Raw genomic sequence first — 17,104 nt, forward strand, 5'->3', positions numbered from 1 at the left:
GCCAGTGCGATGGCTGCGCGGCTGGCGCGAGCCGGCCGGATTCAGCGTGAAACCGGCCGCTTGCCCAGCTTGCGCTGCAAGGTGCGCCGATGCATGTTCAGCGCGCGCGCCGTGGCCGAGATATTGCCCCCATGCTCGGTGAGCACACGTTGAATATGCTCCCATTCGAGCCGTGCCACCGATAGCGGCACCGGTTCCTCCAGCGCGGCCTCGGCCGCATCCTCGGAAACACCCGCCATCAGCGCGGTCAGGATCGAGTCGACATTGGCCGGCTTGGCCAGATACTCGTCAGCCCCTTGTTTGACCGCGGCCACGGCCGTGGCGATGCTTGCGTAGCCGGTCAGCACCAGGATGCGCGCATCGGGCAACGCCGCGCGCAGCGGCGCCACCAGATGCAATCCCGATTCCGACGCTGACGTGCCGCCCGACTCCGGCGGCGGTCCAAGATGCAGATCCAGCGTGACGTAGGCGAATGGTGTCCTGCCGGCCAGGGCCAGCGCTTCGGCGCCGTTATGGGCGACCTGCACAGCATAGCCGCGGCGCGTGAGGGCGCGGGCCAGGGTGCCGGAAAATACTTCGTCGTCATCGATGACGAGGAAGGGCATGGCGTCGTTGGAGGCGGTGACGTCGGTCATCACGGTTGGAAGTCGGGTTGTGCGGCGATGGCGCGTTCGGATGCGGCCGTGAGCGGAAGGCGAAGTTCGAGCACCGTGCCCCCCGCCGGATTGTCATGCCACGAGATCTGGCCACCGAGCTGGCGCGCGGCGCTCTGCGCGAGGTACAGGCCGATGCCCTGGCCACCATGGGCGCTGGCCACCGGCGATTCGCCCAGCCTTGCGCGCAGCCCCGGCGGAAGGCCGTGGCCGTGATCGGTGACGCGGTACACCAGCGCATCCGCCTCGCGCGCGATGTCCAGCCGCAGCGGCGGCCCCTGGCGATGGTCGTGCCCGGCGGCCTGCTGGCTGCGCGCGGCATTGTCGAGCGCGATCGTCAGGATCTGGCTGATGCGTGCCGTGTCCACGGCCTGCGCGGCCGCATCGGGCGCGGCACTGGCCTGCAGGCTTGCCTGCGGATGACGCAGTTGCCAGCGTTCGACGAACGGCGCCAGCCACGCATCGATCCGCTGCGGTGCCAGTGTTTCATGGTCGGCGCGCAGCCGGGCCAGGATCGAACGGCAGAGTTCGAGCTGCTGCTCCATCGTGCGGAGGTCGGCCTGGTAGTCGGCCACCGGTGTGTCGCTGCGATTCGTGTTCTCGGCATCGGCACGCAGTTCCCCGGCGATCACGGCCAGCGTGGCCAGAGGGGTGCCGATCTCGTGCGCCACGGCGGCGGCCTGGTCGTTGAGCGCCTCCACGCGCGCCTCGCGCAGCAGCAGCTCGCGTGCCTCGTTCAGTTGCGCGTCGCGCTGGCGCAGCGCGTTGGACAGCCGCGCCACGAAGAACGCGATCATCACCGCACTGGCCACAAAGTTGAGCCACATCCCGGCCAGGTGATAGTTCACCGCGTTGTCGGGGTTGTGCAGATCGAGCGGTATGTACTCGAGCAGCAGCATCGAATAGCAGGCCAGCGCGTACGCCGCGAGCGTTACCACCAGCCGCCACGGCAGGATGGCCGAGGCAATCGCCAGTCCGGGCAGGTAGAACGACACGAATGGATTGGTTGCGCCGCCCGTGTAGAACAAGATGGCCGACAGCGCGGTCAGGTCGACCATCATCTGCACCATCAGCTCGGCGTCGGACGGCACCGTGCCGTGGCGCGTGTGCCAGTGCAGGCGCGCCACGGTGAACACGTTGAACACGGTCTGAACGGCGAACAGGAACAGCAGCGGCTTGTAGGGCAGGGCGATGCCGGCCAGCGACTCGCATGACACCAGCAGCATGGCCTGGCCTGCCAGCAGCGCCCAGCGCAGCCAGCTAAGGCGGCGCAGGCTCACCAGGCTGTGACGCTGCGGCGCCGTGCCGATGGGCGGGGCGACGGAGGGCGGTAGGGTGGACATGACGATCGGGGGATGCATGGCGCGAGTGTAGCAATGCCGCGGATCGGCGCTTGCAACGTGCGACACAGTGCCGCATTCTGAACGGCGGGCGGCGCTGCCAGACTGCGAGGTTCAGATCGCGGCAAGACACGCGGGGTGCCGCGTGATCTAATGACCGCCCTCAACACCCAATTCGTGCTGAATCGTGGAGATGTTCCCTATGCAAGCCAAGTTCCGCGCGGCCCGCGCCGCATCGATCGCAACCCTCGCCCTGGCCGGTCTGCTGGCCAGCGCCCAGGCCATGGCGCAAGTCGACGTCAGCGACGCCTGGGTGCGCGGCACCGTGCCGGCGCAGACCGCATCTGGCGCATTCATGACGCTGCACGCGCATCAGGACGCCAAGCTGGTCGGCGTGTCGTCGCCGGTGGGCACCGCCGAACTGCATGAAATGAAGATGGAAAACAACGTCATGCGGATGCGCCAGATCCCCTCGCTGGATCTGCCGAAGATGCAGGACGTGCAACTGAAGCCGGGCGGCTATCACGTGATGCTGATGGGCCTGAAGCAGCAGCTCAAGGCGGGCGACACGGTGCCCATCACGCTGAAGTTCGAGCAGAACGGCAAGGTGATCGAGCAGCAGGTGAACGCGCAGGTTCGCGACATGACCGCTTCCGCGCAGGGTGGCGGCCACGGCGATCACAAGCACTGAAGCACTGAAGCGCTGATTTCCGGTGCTGATCCGGGTACGTTGAGCGTCGGCACCGGACCCCGCGTCAGGGGTCATCGGACCGGGTGGTCAGCCGCGCAGGCTGATCGCGTCCGAGCTTTCCGCTTCCGGCGCGACCGCTTGCAGTACCCGTTCGCGCAGCCAGGTCAGTCCCGGGTCCGCATCGGCCTTCGCCGGCCAGATCATGCAGAACGCGAAGCCGGGGATCGTGAACGGCGCCTCGAAGATCGCCAGACGGTCGTCTGCCAGCGCTTCCAGCGAGCGGCGCGCGGTGGTGAGGACCATGTTGGTGCCAAGGATCAGGCCGGGCGCCACGCTCCAGTGCGGCACGGTGCAGGCGATCTTGCGTCGCCCGCCCAGTCGGGTCACGGCCGCGTCGATGGCGTCCCCGCGCTCGGTGGCTGCGGTCACCAGCACGTGCGAGCGCGCCAGATAGGCCACGTGATCTAGCCGGCCCGTGTCGCGTACCGTTGCGGCGTCCACGGCACATGCAAAATCGTCGTCAAACAGCACGGCGGTGCGCACGCCTTCCGGCTCGAACGCGAAGGCGCCGAATGCCAGATCGATCTGGCCATCCGCCACCTGGGCGGTCATCGTTTCCAGGCTGCCCTGCGTGACGGTGAGGTCGATATTGGGCGCGGCCTTGCGCACCGTGCGCAGCAGGCGCGGCAACACCACCAGCGAACCATAGTCGGACATCGCCAGCTTGAATGTGCGCCGGGCCGTGGCGGGCTGAAAGCCTCCGGGCCCCAGCAGGATGCGGACCTGCGCGAGCGCCTCGGCCAGCGGTGCGGCCAGTTCGTGGGCGCGCGCGGTCAGCACCAGGCCGCCCTGGCCGCGTACCAGCAAGGGATCGTCGAGCAACTGGCGCAGCCGCGCCAGCGAGTGGCTCACGGCGGGCTGACTGAGCTGCAGGCGCAGTGCGGCGCGCGAAATATGGCGTTCCGCCAGCAGCGCTTCCAGCACCACCAGAAGGTTGAGGTCGATTCCACGAAGGCTATTCATGCCGCGAATGTTAAACCGAACTTGGGGTGTTTGGGCATTCGCTGCTCTAAAAATTCAATCTGGAGCAACGGCGTCCTGAGGGACGTCGTCCTGCCGCTGCCGAAGGCAGGTCGGACACAGGCAATGCTGGCCCGCCACGATCGTGCGCGACGGCAGCAACGGCAGGCTGGCGCACCAGCATTCGGGCAGCCCGGCCACGTAGCCACAGACGAACGCGGTGCCGCAACGGCTGCAATGTTCGACCGGGCGCAACTGGCCTGTCTGGATTGTCGACGGATCGGTCATCGTATGCCACTCATCCGGATTGCAATGTGGTCGCGGGTTTCTTGTAAAATCGGCGCCTGCCGTGGCCGGATAGCGCACCCGGGGGGATCCCTGTGACGCGCTGCTTCCCAGACGGCTATTGCCGCAACGCCGGCCTCGCGCGTCCTTTGCCTGTCCGGCGGACGATTAGTCATGATACCTGCTCCACATCACACGGAATGTCCAAAGCCATGAACGCTGACAATCCTGAGCCTGCGACCAAGTCGGTTGCGGCCATCGCTCCCTCCCTCAAGGCTGAAATCCTTGCCGAGGCGCTGCCTTATATCCGGAAGTTCCACGGCAAGACCATCGTGGTCAAGTACGGTGGCAACGCGATGACGGAAGAGAAACTCAAGCACGGATTCGCGCGCGACGTGATCCTGCTGAAGCTCGTCGGCATGAACCCGGTGGTCGTGCACGGCGGTGGCCCGCAGATCGACGAGGCGCTCAAGAAGGTCGGCAAGGTCGGCACGTTCATCCAGGGGATGCGCGTGACGGACGAAGAGACGATGGAAGTGGTCGAATGGGTGCTCGGCGGCGAAGTCCAGCAGGACATCGTCATGCTGATCAATCAGTACGGCGGCCAGGCCGTGGGCCTGACCGGCAAGGACGGCGGCCTGATCCGCGCCAAGCGTCTGCAGATGCCGGACCGCGAGAACCCGGGCACCTTCATCGACATCGGCTACGTGGGCGATATCGAGGCGATCAACCCGGCCGTGGTGAAGGCGCTGCAGGACGATGCCTTCATCCCCGTGATCTCGCCGATCGGTTTCTCCGACGATGGCCAGGCCTACAACATCAACGCCGATGTGGTGGCTGGCAAGATGGCCGAGATCCTCAAGGCCGAGAAGCTCGTCATGATGACGAACATCCCGGGCGTGATGGACAAGAAGGGCAACCTGCTGACCGACCTGTCCGCGCGCGAGATCGAGGAACTGTTCGCCGACGGCACGATCTCGGGCGGCATGCTGCCGAAGATCTCGTCGGCGCTCGACGCAGCCAAGAGTGGTGTGCACTCGGTGCACATCATCGACGGCCGCATCGAACACTCGCTGCTGCTCGAAATCCTGACCGAACAGGCCTTCGGCACGATGATCCGCTCGCACTGAGCGCGTCGTACGGGAATCCGCCGCGTGCGGGTTCCCGCCTCTTCCTCCATCTCCAGTTACCCGCGTGTTCATTCGTCAGCCCACTCAGCGTCGCGGCTTAGAACGCGCTCGCCTGCTTTCTACCCACCGGCCGCGGCGTCATCTGGTCCGCGGCGCGGCCGGCAACACGTCTGGCGACACCGTCTGGCTGTTCGATCTCGACAACACGCTGCACGATGCCTCGCACGCCATCTTTCCGGCGATCAACCGACTGATGACGGCCTACGTGGCGCGTGTGCTCGGCTGCGATGACGCTACGGCCAGCCGGGTGCGCGTCGACTACTGGCAGCGCTACGGCGCCACGCTGCTCGGCATGGTCCGCCACCATCAGGTCGATCCGGCGGACTTCCTGCGCGCCGCGCATGATTTCCCCGAGCTGGCGGACATGGTGCGCGTGCGACGAGGTCTGGTGGCCGCGCTGCGCCAGCTGCCGGGTCGGAAGATCCTGGTCACGAACGCACCGAGCAACTACGCGCGCTGCGTGATGGCGATCGCCGGCATCGATCGATGCTTCGAGCGGGTCGTGGCCATCGAGGACATGTGGGTACACGGACATCTGCGTCCGAAGCCGGACCGCCGCATGCTGCTGCGCTTGCTGGCGCAGATCGGCGTGGCGCCGCACCGGGCGGTGCTGGTGGAAGATACGCTGTCGCACCTCAAGCACTATGCGGGTTTGGGTATCCGCAGGGCCTGGGTGACCGGCTATCTGCGCACGATCGCGCCGTCACGGCCGCACGTGGTGGTGCCGGCTCAGGATGCCAGCGTGCCCGGCGCGGCGCGTGACGCGGTCACGCGCTCGACGCTGGCCGCCGAAGACCGCCAGCGCGTGGCGCATCTGGCGCAGGAACGGTCGGTGACGCTGGTGGCGGCCGAGAGCCAGGACCCCACCCGTGCGGCAACCACGCCACAGTCGCAGCCCGATCATTTGCCGCGTGTGCGGGCACGCGTGACGAATCGGCCCGGCTATGTGGACATAAAAGTACAATCGATGCATCAACTCCTACGACGAATGTGGAGAACCGGGTCATGACTCAAACCATTTCAAGCCAGGCAGAGGCGGACACGCCCGCTGGCCACTCGCCGGAAGCGGCGCCCGCGCGCAAGCGTCCGCGCCCGGGTGAACGCCGTATCCAGATCCTCCAGACACTGGCAGGGATGCTCGAACATCCGCGCGGGGAAAAGATCACCACCGCGGCGCTGGCTGCGAAGCTCTCGGTATCCGAGGCCGCGCTGTACCGGCACTTCGCCAGCAAGGCGCAGATGTTCGAAGGCCTGATTGGCTTCATCGAGCAGACCGTCTTCGGCCTGATCAATCAGATCACCACGCAGGAAGAGCATGGGCTGCGCCAGGCGCAGGCGATCGTGCGCATGCTGCTGTCGTTCGCCGAGAAGAACCCCGGCATGACGCGCGTGCTGACTGGCGAGGCACTCGTCGGCGAACACGAGCGCTTGCAGGAGCGCATCAACCAGATGATCGACCGCATCGAGGCGTCGCTGCGTCAGTGTCTGAAGGTGGCCGTCAGCCAGGCGGCGTTTCCGCCCGATGCCGATGTTCCGTTGCGCGTGGCGCTGATCACGGCGGCCGTGCAGGGGCACTGGCACCGCTTCGTGAAGAGCGGTTTCCGCAAGGCGCCGACCGAGAATATCGACGCGCAACTGCGCATCCTGCTGGGCTGATCCGAACAGGAGCAGGCACAAAAAACGGTTTGCACTATAATGTGCGGGTCGCGCCGATTTGATGACTGGCTTGCGGGCGCGCGGCGATGGGAAGGGAAATCTTCCGGTTGCCAATATAAATGCGGCTAAAGAGGTTGGGTCGGTGCCTCGCGGAAGATTCATGCATGGCACCGGCACGCGGGACACCGCGAACGCCCGACTTGGCTGCGAAGCATCACACGCACTGCCAGTCGGGTTTTTTTATGCCTGCCTCAATCGCGGGCCCCGCTCATGACCGATGTCGCTCCTCCCGCTGGTGTGCTCGACGTGCCGACCGATTCCGTCGGTGTCGTTACGCCCCAGCGCATGCATTTTTCGGAGCCGCTGCAGCTCCGCAACGGCAGCCAGATCGCCGACTACGACCTGATGGTCGAAACCTACGGCACGCTGAACGCCGCGCGGACCAATGCCGTGCTGGTCTGTCACGCGCTCAACGCCTCGCACCACGTCGCCGGCATTGCCGCGGACAATCCGCGCGATATCGGCTGGTGGGACAACATGGTGGGCCCCGGCAAGCCGCTCGACACCAACCGCTTCTTCGTGATCGGCGTGAACAACCTCGGTTCGTGCTTCGGATCGACCGGACCGATGAGCACCAATCCGTCGACCGGGGCGCCGTATGGTGCGTTGTTCCCGGTGGTGACGGTGGAAGACTGGGTCAACGCGCAGGCGCGCGTGGCTGACATATTCGGCATTCAGCAGTTCGCCGCCGTGATGGGCGGCAGCCTTGGCGGCATGCAGGCGCTGGCCTGGAGCCTGATGTATCCGGAGCGGCTGCGCCACTGTATCGTGGTGGCTTCCACGCCGAAGCTGTCCGCGCAGAACATCGCGTTCAACGAGGTCGCGCGCAGTTCCATCCTGTCGGACCCGGATTTCCACGGCGGCAACTACTACGCGCACAACGTCAAGCCGAAGCGCGGCCTGCGCGTGGCGCGGATGATCGGCCATATCACCTATCTGTCCGACGAGGACATGGCCGAGAAGTTTGGCCGCTCGCTGAAGGCCGAGGACATCCGCTTCTCGTTTGACGTCGAGTTCCAGGTGGAAAGCTACCTGCGTTACCAGGGCGACAAGTTCGCCGAGTACTTCGACGCGAATACCTACCTGCTGATCACGCGCGCGCTCGACTACTTCGATCCGGCGCTGGCCCACGGCGGCGACCTGACGCGCGCCATGGCGCAGACGCAGGCCGGTTTCCTGGTGGTCAGCTTCACCACGGACTGGCGCTTCGCGCCGAACCGCAGCCGCGAGATCGTCAAGGCGCTGCTCGACAACAAGCGACCGGTGTCGTACGCGGAGATCGACGCGCCGCACGGCCACGACGCCTTCCTGCTCGACGACGCCCGCTATCACAACCTGATGCGCGCCTACTACGACCGCATCGCAGAGGAGATCGGCGCATGAACGCGGCTTCCAATCCGAATATCCTCGCGCTGCGTCCGGACTTCCGCGCTATCGCGCGCTGGATCGAACCGAACTCCACTGTGCTCGACGCCGGCTGCGGCGACGGCAGCCTGCTGCGCGTGCTGCAGGACGAACTGGACGTTCAGGCCTACGGCATCGAGATCCGCGATGAAGAGGTGCTGGCCTGCGCTCAGAAGGGTGTGCATGTCATCCAGCAGAACCTGGAAGGGGGGCTGGCGCTGTTCGAGGACCAGAGCTTTGACACGGTGATCCTGTCGCAGACGCTGCAGACCATCCACAACACGGCCCAGGTGCTGCGCGACACCCTGCGCGTGGGCCGCGAGTGCATCGTCTCGTTCCCGAACTTCGGCTACTGGCCGCACCGGCTGTCGGTGTTTCGTGGCCGGATGCCGGTGTCCGAGTCGCTGCCGTACCAGTGGTACAACACGCCGAACGTGCGTGTGCTGACGATCAGCGATTTCGAGGCGCTGGCGCCCAAGGTGGGCTTGCGCGTGCTCGATCGCGTGGTGATGCACGAGGGTGTGACGGTGAACTGGGGCGTCAACTGGCGCGGCAGCCTGGCGGTGTACCGGGTCTGCGCGGTCTGATGGGGTATCGGTCCGGCGAGTCGATAGCTTGACGCAAGCCTCTGGCAGGCATACCGTACGCGAGTTACCGAACGATCGTACTATTTCCTGCCATGACGCAAGCGCCCCTGCATCCACTCGATCAAGCACTGAAGCTCGAACCCGCTGGCGAACATCGCTATGTGGGCCATACCAGCCAGGCCTACTGGAATATGATCGGCCCGTTCGGCGGCGCCACTGCGGCAGTGATGCTGCAGGCCGCCCTGGTGCATCCGGAGCGCCTGGGCGACCCGATCGCGCTCACCGTCAACTTTGCGGGGCCGATCGGGGAGGGTGAGTTCGAGGTCGAGGCGCGTCCGTCGCGCACCAATCGCTCGACCCAGCACTGGCATCTGGAACTGCGCCAGAACGGCGAGGTGACGACCACCGGCAGCGCCGTGTTTGCCGTGCGTCGCCAAACCTGGAATTCGGGTGAAGCCGTGATGCCGCTGGTGCCCGCCGCCGAATCGCTGCCGGTCATGAGTGGTTTCGCGCCGGTGAAGTGGCTGGGCAGCTACGACATTCGGGCAGTCCGCGGCGCCAAGCCGACCACGGCCCCCGGGACCGAGAACCCTGACAGCCTGTCCCAGTTCTGGATTCGGGACGAACCGGCACGCACGCCCGACTATGCGTCGATGGCGGCATGGTGCGACGCGTTCTATCCGCGCATCTTCCTCAAGCGCGCGGGCTTCGTGCCGGCGGGCACGGTATCCCTGACCACATATTTCCATGCCGATGCCGCCACGCTGGCGGCAGTTGGGGGCAGCCATGTGCTGGGCTGCGCGCAGGCGCGCGTGTTCCGCCAGGGCTTCTTCGACCAGAGCGCGGAGATCTGGAGCGCGAGCGGCGAATTGCTCGCCACCTCGCACCAGATCGTCTACTACAAGGAATAAGTTACGCCGGGCGCGGCACCGCAGGTTCGGTCGGTTCCCGCGCCTGCGCTTCATAGCGGTGGACGGTGTTGCGCATGGCCCAGAGCAGCGCAACGCCGGGCACGGCCGCGATGACGGTGCCGAGGTAGAACGGCGCCCATCCCCAGGCTTCGACCATGTAGCCGGAGGTCGGCCCCACGTAGACGCGCCCGATCGACGCCAGCGCAGATAGCAGCGCGTACTGGGTGGCCGAGAATGACCGGTTGCACAGCGTCATCAGCAGCGCCACGAAGGCCGCGGTGCCCATGCCGCCGCAGAGGTTTTCGACGGCGATCGTCGCACCCATTGTCCACAGGTGCGGCGGCGTGACGGACAGGATCCAGTAGCCCAGATTCGACACGCCCTGCAGGATGCCGAACAGCATCAGCGAACGGTACAGGCCCAGGCGCACCATCAGCGAACCGCCGAACAGCGCGCCGATGATCGTCGCGGCCAGCCCCAGCGTCTTGTTGACGATGCCGACCTCGCCCGGATCGAAGCCCAGGCCGCGAATCAGGAACGTGGTCGACAGGCTGCCCGCGAAGGCGTCACCGAGCTTGTACAGCACGATCAGCAGCAGGAGCCACCACGCGCCCTGGCGGCCAAAGAAATCGCGCAGCGGCCCGACCACCGCTTCTTCCAGCGAGCGCGGCGCGCGCGCCGGGACGTCCGGCTCCGGCGCCCAGATCAGCGTGACCAGCCCAACGCTCATCAGCGCCGCCATCAGCAGGTACATGTGTGGCCACCCCAGCACGCGGTCGGCCAGATAGAGCGCCAGCCCTCCCGACACCAGCATCGCCAGCCGGTAGCCGAGCACCTTGACCGCCGCGCCGGCGCCGCGCTCGGTCGGGCGCAGCACGTCGGTGCTGTAGGCATCGAACACGATGTCCTGTGAAGCCGACAGGAAGGCGACCAGTGTGGCCAGCGCGGCCAGCGCCCACAGTGCCTCGTGGGGCGGACAAAACGCCATCGCCGCGATGCTGCCCACCAGCCCGAGCTGCGTGACCAGCAGCCAACCGCGCCGACGGCCCAGTAGCGGCGGCGTGAAGCGGTCCATCAGAGGGGCCCAGAGGAACTTGAAGATATAGGCCTGGCCGACCAGCGAGAAAAAGCCGATCGTCTTGATGTCCAGCCCTTCGACCGTCATCCACGCCTGCAGCGTGCCCGAGGTCAGCGCCAGGGGGAGTCCGGAGGCAAAACCGAGCGTCAGCATGGCCCCGATGCGGCGATTGCGGAAGATGTCGAGATAGTCTTGAAAAGTCATGATGGCGAGGACGGCGCGCGGCTGGCTGTGTATTATTGCATCACCAATTCCGCGCCCCCGAACAAGTCGAAACTTTCTACCCAGCGAGCCCTGCCTTGAACCCGAACGTGTCCGACACATCGTGCCGGTTGCGCCAGCAGGCCGTGGCCGCAGCCTTCGTACTGGCTGCCGCGCTGGGCGTCGCGCATCCGCTTCCCGCGCGGGCGCAGGGAGTTGCCGTGGTTTCCGCGCCCGAAGATGGCGTGCGGGTCGATCGCCGCTATTCGAAAGTGCGGGAAATCGTGCCGATGGAGGTGATCGACCAGCAGGCGGCGCGCGAGTACGAACAGGTCAAGCAGGAAGCGATCGCCAAGCACACGCTGGTCGACGAAGACGATCCGCAGGTGAAGCGCCTGCGCGAGATCGGCATCCGGCTGCTGCCGCAGACCGTGCTCTGGAATCCGCGCGCCGGGCGCTGGGCCTGGGAAATCAACCTGATCCGGTCCAAGCAGGTCAACGCCTTCTGCATGCCTGGCGGCAAGATGGCCGTCTATTCCGGCCTGCTTGATGAGCTCAATCTGACCGACGACGAAGTGGCCATGGTCATGGGCCACGAGATCTCGCACGCATTGGAAGAACACGCCCGCCAGCGCGCGGCGCAGGCCGAGATCTCGAACCTGGGCGCGAACGTGGTGTCGCAGCTGACCGGCTTCGGTAACCTCGGCAATATGGATATCGGCTCCAATGCCAAGATGCTGTCGCTGCGCTTTTCGCGCCAGGAAGAGACCGAAGCCGACCTGATCGGCATGGATATCGCCGCGCGCGCCGGGTATGACCCCCGCGCGGCCATCACGCTCTGGCAGAAGATGGGCGCAGTGCTCAAGGCCGGCGACGAGTTCACCTCGACCCATCCGTCCGGCCGCAGCCGGATCGCCGTGCTTCAGGCGCATATGAATGAAGTGCTGCCGCTCTATGCCAAGGCCATGAACATGCCGATGGAGAAGCTGCCGCCTTACAAGGCCAATATGGCTGACCTGCACGACGCACCGGTCGACGCGGGCGACGAGGATCTCCAGCATCCGCTGAAAAAGTAGGGACGGTGGCCCGGACGGGCGAAAAAAAACCGGCTCAGGTCGAGCCGGTTTTTCTTTTGAAGCGGGCGAGACGTCAGGCAACGAGCCCCGTGGCTTCGTCGGCGCCGATATGGACGTTCATGCATTGCACGGCCGCACCGGCCGCGCCCTTGCCGAGGTTGTCCAGGCGCGCCACCAGGTTCAGGCGGTCTTCGTTGCCGAAGACAAACAGGTCCACGCGGTTGGTGTCGTTGTTCGCCTGGACGTCGAAGAAGCCGTTGTCCAGATTGGCGTCGCTGTTGAACGGATGGACGCGCACGAACTGCTCGCCTTCGTAGTGCTTGCGGTAGATGTCGAGGATGGCTTGCGCATCGGCCTTGCGCGACAGCAGCCCCGGATACACCGGCACCGTCACGGCCAGACCCTTCAGGAAGTTGCCGACGATCGGGTTGAAGATCGGCGCCTGCGACAGGCCGGTCTGCACACGCATTTCCGGCAGGTGCTTGTGCGCCAGACCCAGCGCGTACGGGCGCGGGCTCATCAGCTTCGGATTTCCGCCGGCTTCGAACTCCGCGATCATCGACTTGCCGCCGCCGCTGTAACCGGTCAGCGAGAACGCCGAAGCCGGATAGTCGGCAGGCATCAGGCCGGCTTCCACCAGCGGACGCACGGCCAGCACGAACGCGCTGGCGTGGCAGCCTGGCACGGCGATGCGCTTGCTGCCGCGCACCTTCTCGCGCTGGCCACGGGTCAGTTCCGGCAGGCCGTAGGCCCAGTTGTCAGCCGTGCGGAACGCCGTGCTGGCGTCTATCACGCAGGTGTTGGGGTTGGTCACCAGCGACACGGCCTCGCGCGAGGCCACGTCCGGCAGGCACAGGAAAGAGACGTCCGAGGCGTTCAGGAATCGTGCTCGCTCCTGCGGGTCCTTGCGCTTGTCATCGGCAATGCGCAGCAGTTCCACATCGGTGCGACCCGAGAGATAGTCAAGCAGCCGGAGACCGGTAGTGCCTTCCTGACCATCGACGAACACTTTGAAAACCATGGCGGACTCACTCTGAAAAATGCGAAAAGTCTCGCGTCCTTGGGGGCGGAGAACCAGCATTGTAACGAGGTTGGGTGTCCGGTGCAGGGTTTACGCGAGAGTGGCGGCCGCTGCCATCCGATCAGGCGGCTGAAGCTGCGGGACCGTCACCCGAACCTGCTCGACGAGATGCGCGCCATCTGAAGGCGGACGGCACCCCCGGCGTTGCGCCGGGGGATGCGCACATCACAACGGAAAATCGTAATCGATCGACAGCGGGGCGTGGTCGCTGAACTTCTCGTCCTTGTAGATCGACGTAGCCCTGGCGGTAGCCGCGATCTTCGCCGTGGTCAGGTGGTAATCGATGCGCCACCCAACGTTCTTCGCGTATGCCTGACCACGGTTGCTCCACCATGTGTACTGTTCGGGGCGCGGGTCGAGCTGGCGGAATACGTCGACATAGCCGTGGTTGTCGAACAGTTCGCCGATCCAGGCGCGCTCTTCGGGCAGGAAACCGGAGTTCTTCAGGTTGCCCTTCCAGTTCTTGATGTCAATTTCCTTGTGGGCGATGTTCACGTCACCGCACAGCACGATCTCGCGGCCGCTGGCTTTCAGTTCCAGCAGGTGCGGCAGGAAGGCTTCCATAAAGCGGAACTTGGCCAGCTGGCGCTCCTCGGAGCTTGAGCCGGAAGGCACGTAGACCGAGATCACGGCGAGGTGCGGATACTGCACTTCCACGTAGCGGCCCTCGGCGTCGAACTCATCATTGCCGAAGCCGATAATCACGCGCTCCGGCTTGTGGCGGGTATAGAGGCCCACGCCGCTGTAGCCCTTTTTCTCGGCATAGTGGAAGTAGCCGTGATAGCCGTGTGGCGCCAGGAACGCCTCGGTCATGTCGGCTTCCTGGGCCTTGAGTTCCTGAACGCAGACCATGTCCGCTTCCTGCTTGCCCATCCACTCGAAGAAGCCCTTCTTGGAGGCGGAGCGGATGCCGTTGAGGTTGGCGCTGATAATCCGTAACATCTCGGGAAATTTTGAATTCAGAGAGAAAAGATGACGCAGCAGACGACGCCGGACGACCTCAGCCAGTCCTTCATCCGCTTTGCACTGGACGCAGGCGTGCTGTCCTTCGGCGAGTTCGTGACCAAGGCTGGCCGCAAGTCGCCGTACTTCTTCAACGCCGGTCTGTTCAACCAGGGCGCGATGCTGGGCCAGGTGGCGCAATTCTACGCGAAGACCCTGCTGGAATCGGGCGTGCAGTTCGACGTGCTGTTCGGGCCGGCCTACAAGGGCATCACTCTGGCCTCCGCCACGGCGGTGGCGCTGGCCGGCATGGGACGTGACGTCGGCTTCTCCTACAACCGCAAGGAAGCGAAGGACCATGGCGAAGGTGGCACGCTGGTCGGCGCCAAGCTCCAGGGCAAGGTCGTGATCATCGACGACGTGATCTCCGCCGGTACCTCGGTGCGCGAGTCGATGCAGCTGATTCGCGCCGCGGGCGCCGAGCCTGCCGCCGTGCTGATCGCGCTGGACCGCATGGAAAAGAGCGGCACGGCCGACAACATCGGCACGCATTCGGCGGTGCAGGATGTGCAGCGCGAATACGGCATTCCGGTGATCGCGATTGCCACGCTCAAGGACCTGCTGGCGTATCTGGATGCGTCGAAAGACCCGTCACTCGGGAACTCCCGGGAGGCTGTGGCAGCCTATCGTCAGAAGTACGGCGTCTGACAACGAACACGGCCCCGGATGGGGCCGTTTCTTTTTGGGAGCATGGCGTGGCGGTCAAGCGGCGAAACAAGGAAGCGATCCAAAGGGAAATCGGCGAACAGGGTGGTCCGCCGCAGGATTCATCGTCACAGGCCACACCGGAGCGGGCGAAACGCGGCGCCAGTGGGCGCGGCTCGGCGCTCAGCGAGCATTGCGGCCAGCCGGTCGAGCCCGGGGACGGGCCGCCGCATGAGGCCTATGCGATCCGCGCGCTGGTGCTGCAGGGCGGTGGCGCGCTTGGTTCCTATCAGGCCGGTGTCTACCAGGGGCTGGCCGAAGGGGGCATCCATCCCAACTGGGTCGCGGGTATCTCGATCGGCGCGCTCAACGCCGCCGTCATCGCCGGCAATCCTCCCGAGACGCGCGTGGCGCAACTGCGCGCGTTCTGGGAATACATCTGTGCCCAGCCGTGGCTGCCCGGGCTGCCGCTGGAGATGCTCAGCGACTCCGCGCCGACGTGGCCCGAGCCGATGCGAATCTGGTTCGACAGCTTCAACGCCGCGCGTGCGATCGTGGAGGGGCAACGCGGCTTCTTCTCGCCGCGCGCGGTGACCGACCTCTGGGCGCATTTCGAAGACCCTACGCGGGTCAGCTACTACGACACCGCGCCTTTGAAATCCACGCTCGAGCGGTTCGCCGATTTCGACCGGATCAATCATCCGAAGGGGATGCGCGTGTCGGTGGGCGCCGTCAATGTCCACACGGGCAACTTCGCCTACTTCGACAACACGCGCACCACGCTGCGTCCCGAGCATTTCATGGCGTCGGGCGCGCTGCCGCCGGGATTCCCGGCGATCGAGATCGATGGCGAGTACTACTGGGACGGCGGGCTCGTATCGAACACGCCCCTGCAAGAGGTGCTGACCGCCCAGCCGCGACGCGATGCGCTGATTTTCCAGGTGGACCTGTGGAGCGCCCGTGGCGGGCTGCCGCACAATCTGCAGGACGTGGTCGAGCGCCAGAAAGACATCCAGTATTCCAGCCGCACGCGGGCCATCACCGACTACATGCGCGAGCAGCAGAACTATCGCCGGATGCTTGGCGAAGTGCTGGCGCTGGTGCCACAGTCAAAGCGCAACGACCCCTGGTATCAGCGGGCGGCGGACCATGCCTGCGACGCACGGCGCAACGTGATTCAACTGATCTATCGTGACAAGTCGTTCGAGGGCAGCGCGAAGGATTACCAGTTCGGCGTGCTGACGATGCACGAGCATTGGGCCAGCGGCCTCGAGGACATTCGCGAAACGCTCAAGCACCCGAAGTGGCTGGCCATGCCGGGGCCGGACCGCCCGTTCGTTACCCACGACGTGCATCGCGGCAACGGCGGCAACGACTGATCCGGTCGCCTATTCCACGGTCACTTTCGCCAGCTCGGGCTTGGGCGGTGGATAGCTTGGCTTGAGTTTGCGGAACACGTCCGCAAGGATCTCCGCGACCATCAGGTTGCGGTGGCTTTTCGAGTCCGCGGGCACGATGTACCAGGGACACGCCGGCGTGGCCGTGGCGGCGATCGCGGCCTCGTAGCGCTGCTGGTACTCCTTCCAGTATTTGCGCTCGGCCAGGTCCTGCATGTCGAACTTCCAGTGCTTCTGCGGATCGGCGATGCGGTCTTCGAGTCGCCGCTTCTGCTCGGCTTTCGAAATGTGCAGGAAGCATTTGACGATCGTCGTCCCGGTCTCCGTCAACATCTCCTCGAACGCGCGGATCTGGCGGAAGCGACGCTCGCACTCTTCGTCGTCGATCCAGTCATGCACGCGCGTGATCAGCACGTCTTCATAGTGGCTACGGTTGAAGATGGCGATCTCGCCCTGGCGCGGTACCTGCAGGTGCACACGCCACAGATAGTCGCGCGCCAGTTCCTCCGCCGTAGGGGCCTTGAAGCTGGCGACACGCACGCCTAATGGGTCGAAATTCCGGAAGACGGAGCGCACGGTGCCGTCCTTGCCGCTGGTGTCCATGCCCTGCAGGATGAACAGCAGCTTGCGGCGGTGCTCGGCGTAGAAAACGTCCTGCTCCGCATCGAGTCGTGCCGACAGGTCGGCAACATGCGCAACGTCAGCGTCTTTTTCCCCCAGGGAGAACGGCTTGCTCTCCGGGTCGAAGGCGGCAAGCTTGAACCCCTTGCCTGAGGTGATGCAGAAATCGTCCAGCTTCATTGGTGCTCCCGAAGACGGGACCGGGC

General features: G+C 65.4%; 18 protein-coding genes. 10 read left to right on the plus strand and 8 right to left on the minus strand.

What is annotated here, in order from left to right:
• Nucleotides 1-41: 41 nt before the first annotated feature.
• Nucleotides 42-635, minus strand: a complete 594-nt coding sequence (locus B2246_RS09115; protein ID WP_008642829.1) for a response regulator transcription factor — start codon at nucleotides 633-635, stop codon at nucleotides 42-44.
• Nucleotides 635-2,014: an ATP-binding protein gene (locus B2246_RS09120; protein ID WP_411860081.1), complete on the minus strand. Its 1,380-nt coding sequence runs from the start codon at nucleotides 2,012-2,014 to the stop codon at nucleotides 635-637. Before B2246_RS09120 ends, B2246_RS09115 begins: the two co-directional genes overlap by 1 nt.
• 181 nt (nucleotides 2,015-2,195) lie before the next feature.
• Here B2246_RS09120 and B2246_RS09125 point away from each other — a divergent pair, with 181 nt between their 5' ends.
• The gene (locus tag B2246_RS09125) at nucleotides 2,196-2,684 is read left to right on the plus strand and encodes a copper chaperone PCu(A)C (RefSeq protein ID WP_008647229.1); all 489 of its coding nucleotides are present in this window, start codon (nucleotides 2,196-2,198) and stop codon (nucleotides 2,682-2,684) included.
• 87 nt (nucleotides 2,685-2,771) lie between these two features.
• Here the strand turns inward: B2246_RS09125 and B2246_RS09130 are convergent, their stop codons facing one another.
• Nucleotides 2,772-3,707 carry a LysR substrate-binding domain-containing protein gene (locus B2246_RS09130; RefSeq protein WP_008647224.1) on the minus strand — a complete coding sequence of 312 codons (936 nt, stop codon included), beginning with the start codon at nucleotides 3,705-3,707 and terminating at the stop codon, nucleotides 2,772-2,774.
• Between the two features lie 54 nt (nucleotides 3,708-3,761).
• Nucleotides 3,762-3,992 carry a cysteine-rich CWC family protein gene (locus B2246_RS09135; protein ID WP_008647222.1) on the minus strand — a complete coding sequence of 77 codons (231 nt, stop codon included), beginning with the start codon at nucleotides 3,990-3,992 and terminating at the stop codon, nucleotides 3,762-3,764.
• Nucleotides 3,993-4,189: 197 nt separating this feature from the next.
• Between B2246_RS09135 and argB the strand changes: the two genes are divergently transcribed.
• The 6 genes from argB to B2246_RS09165 all read left to right on the plus strand — a co-directional run bounded on the left by argB (nucleotide 4,190) and on the right by B2246_RS09165 (nucleotide 9,797).
• Complete coding sequence (gene argB, locus B2246_RS09140) at nucleotides 4,190-5,119, plus strand: acetylglutamate kinase (RefSeq protein WP_024569271.1); 930 nt, start codon at nucleotides 4,190-4,192, stop codon at nucleotides 5,117-5,119.
• 64 nt (nucleotides 5,120-5,183) lie between these two features.
• On the plus strand, nucleotides 5,184-6,188 hold the full coding sequence (locus B2246_RS09145) for a pyrimidine 5'-nucleotidase (protein ID WP_008647219.1): 1,005 nt from the start codon (nucleotides 5,184-5,186) through the stop codon (nucleotides 6,186-6,188).
• Nucleotides 6,185-6,835, plus strand: coding sequence for a nucleoid occlusion factor SlmA (slmA, locus tag B2246_RS09150; protein WP_035881259.1), 651 nt, complete (start codon nucleotides 6,185-6,187; stop codon nucleotides 6,833-6,835). Before B2246_RS09145 ends, slmA begins: the two co-directional genes overlap by 4 nt.
• Before the next feature lie 270 nt (nucleotides 6,836-7,105).
• Entirely contained in the window at nucleotides 7,106-8,278 is a 1,173-nt protein-coding gene (gene metX / locus B2246_RS09155; RefSeq protein ID WP_008647216.1) for a homoserine O-succinyltransferase MetX, read from the plus strand.
• Nucleotides 8,275-8,886 (plus strand): methionine biosynthesis protein MetW, encoded by a 612-nt coding sequence (metW, locus tag B2246_RS09160; RefSeq protein WP_008647215.1) that lies wholly within the window; start codon nucleotides 8,275-8,277, stop codon nucleotides 8,884-8,886. The genes metX and metW overlap by 4 nt, the downstream gene beginning before the upstream one ends.
• A 92-nt stretch (nucleotides 8,887-8,978) precedes the next feature.
• On the plus strand, nucleotides 8,979-9,797 hold the full coding sequence (locus tag B2246_RS09165; protein WP_286880041.1) for an acyl-CoA thioesterase: 819 nt from the start codon (nucleotides 8,979-8,981) through the stop codon (nucleotides 9,795-9,797).
• A gap of 1 nt (nucleotide 9,798) precedes the next feature.
• On the opposite strand, the gene B2246_RS09170 is transcribed toward B2246_RS09165, so the two are convergent.
• The gene (locus B2246_RS09170) at nucleotides 9,799-11,079 is read right to left on the minus strand and encodes a muropeptide transporter (RefSeq protein ID WP_286880039.1); all 1,281 of its coding nucleotides are present in this window, start codon (nucleotides 11,077-11,079) and stop codon (nucleotides 9,799-9,801) included.
• A gap of 128 nt (nucleotides 11,080-11,207) precedes the next feature.
• On the opposite strand from B2246_RS09170, the gene B2246_RS09175 reads away from it, so the two are divergent.
• Nucleotides 11,208-12,152, plus strand: a complete 945-nt coding sequence (locus B2246_RS09175) for a M48 family metallopeptidase (protein ID WP_035881261.1) — start codon at nucleotides 11,208-11,210, stop codon at nucleotides 12,150-12,152.
• A gap of 73 nt (nucleotides 12,153-12,225) precedes the next feature.
• Here the strand turns inward: B2246_RS09175 and argC are convergent, their stop codons facing one another.
• Together argC and B2246_RS09185 are read right to left on the minus strand one after the other, a co-directional pair.
• On the minus strand, nucleotides 12,226-13,173 hold the full coding sequence (gene argC, locus B2246_RS09180; RefSeq protein WP_186425533.1) for an N-acetyl-gamma-glutamyl-phosphate reductase: 948 nt from the start codon (nucleotides 13,171-13,173) through the stop codon (nucleotides 12,226-12,228).
• Between the two features lie 225 nt (nucleotides 13,174-13,398).
• The gene (locus tag B2246_RS09185; protein WP_286880035.1) at nucleotides 13,399-14,175 is read right to left on the minus strand and encodes an exodeoxyribonuclease III; all 777 of its coding nucleotides are present in this window, start codon (nucleotides 14,173-14,175) and stop codon (nucleotides 13,399-13,401) included.
• Between the two features lie 30 nt (nucleotides 14,176-14,205).
• Here B2246_RS09185 and pyrE point away from each other — a divergent pair, with 30 nt between their 5' ends.
• Together pyrE and B2246_RS09195 are read left to right on the plus strand one after the other, a co-directional pair.
• Entirely contained in the window at nucleotides 14,206-14,883 is a 678-nt protein-coding gene (pyrE, locus tag B2246_RS09190; protein ID WP_008647201.1) for an orotate phosphoribosyltransferase, read from the plus strand.
• A gap of 47 nt (nucleotides 14,884-14,930) precedes the next feature.
• Entirely contained in the window at nucleotides 14,931-16,259 is a 1,329-nt protein-coding gene (locus B2246_RS09195) for a DUF3734 domain-containing protein (protein ID WP_008647199.1), read from the plus strand.
• A gap of 9 nt (nucleotides 16,260-16,268) precedes the next feature.
• Here the strand turns inward: B2246_RS09195 and B2246_RS09200 are convergent, their stop codons facing one another.
• Nucleotides 16,269-17,078, minus strand: a complete 810-nt coding sequence (locus B2246_RS09200) for a polyphosphate kinase 2 family protein (protein ID WP_008647196.1) — start codon at nucleotides 17,076-17,078, stop codon at nucleotides 16,269-16,271.
• Between the last annotated feature and the right edge of the window lie 26 nt (nucleotides 17,079-17,104).

The organism is Cupriavidus sp. UBA2010 (genome assembly GCF_002335265.1).
In the GTDB taxonomy this organism is placed as follows: domain Bacteria; phylum Pseudomonadota; class Gammaproteobacteria; order Burkholderiales; family Burkholderiaceae; genus Cupriavidus; species Cupriavidus metallidurans.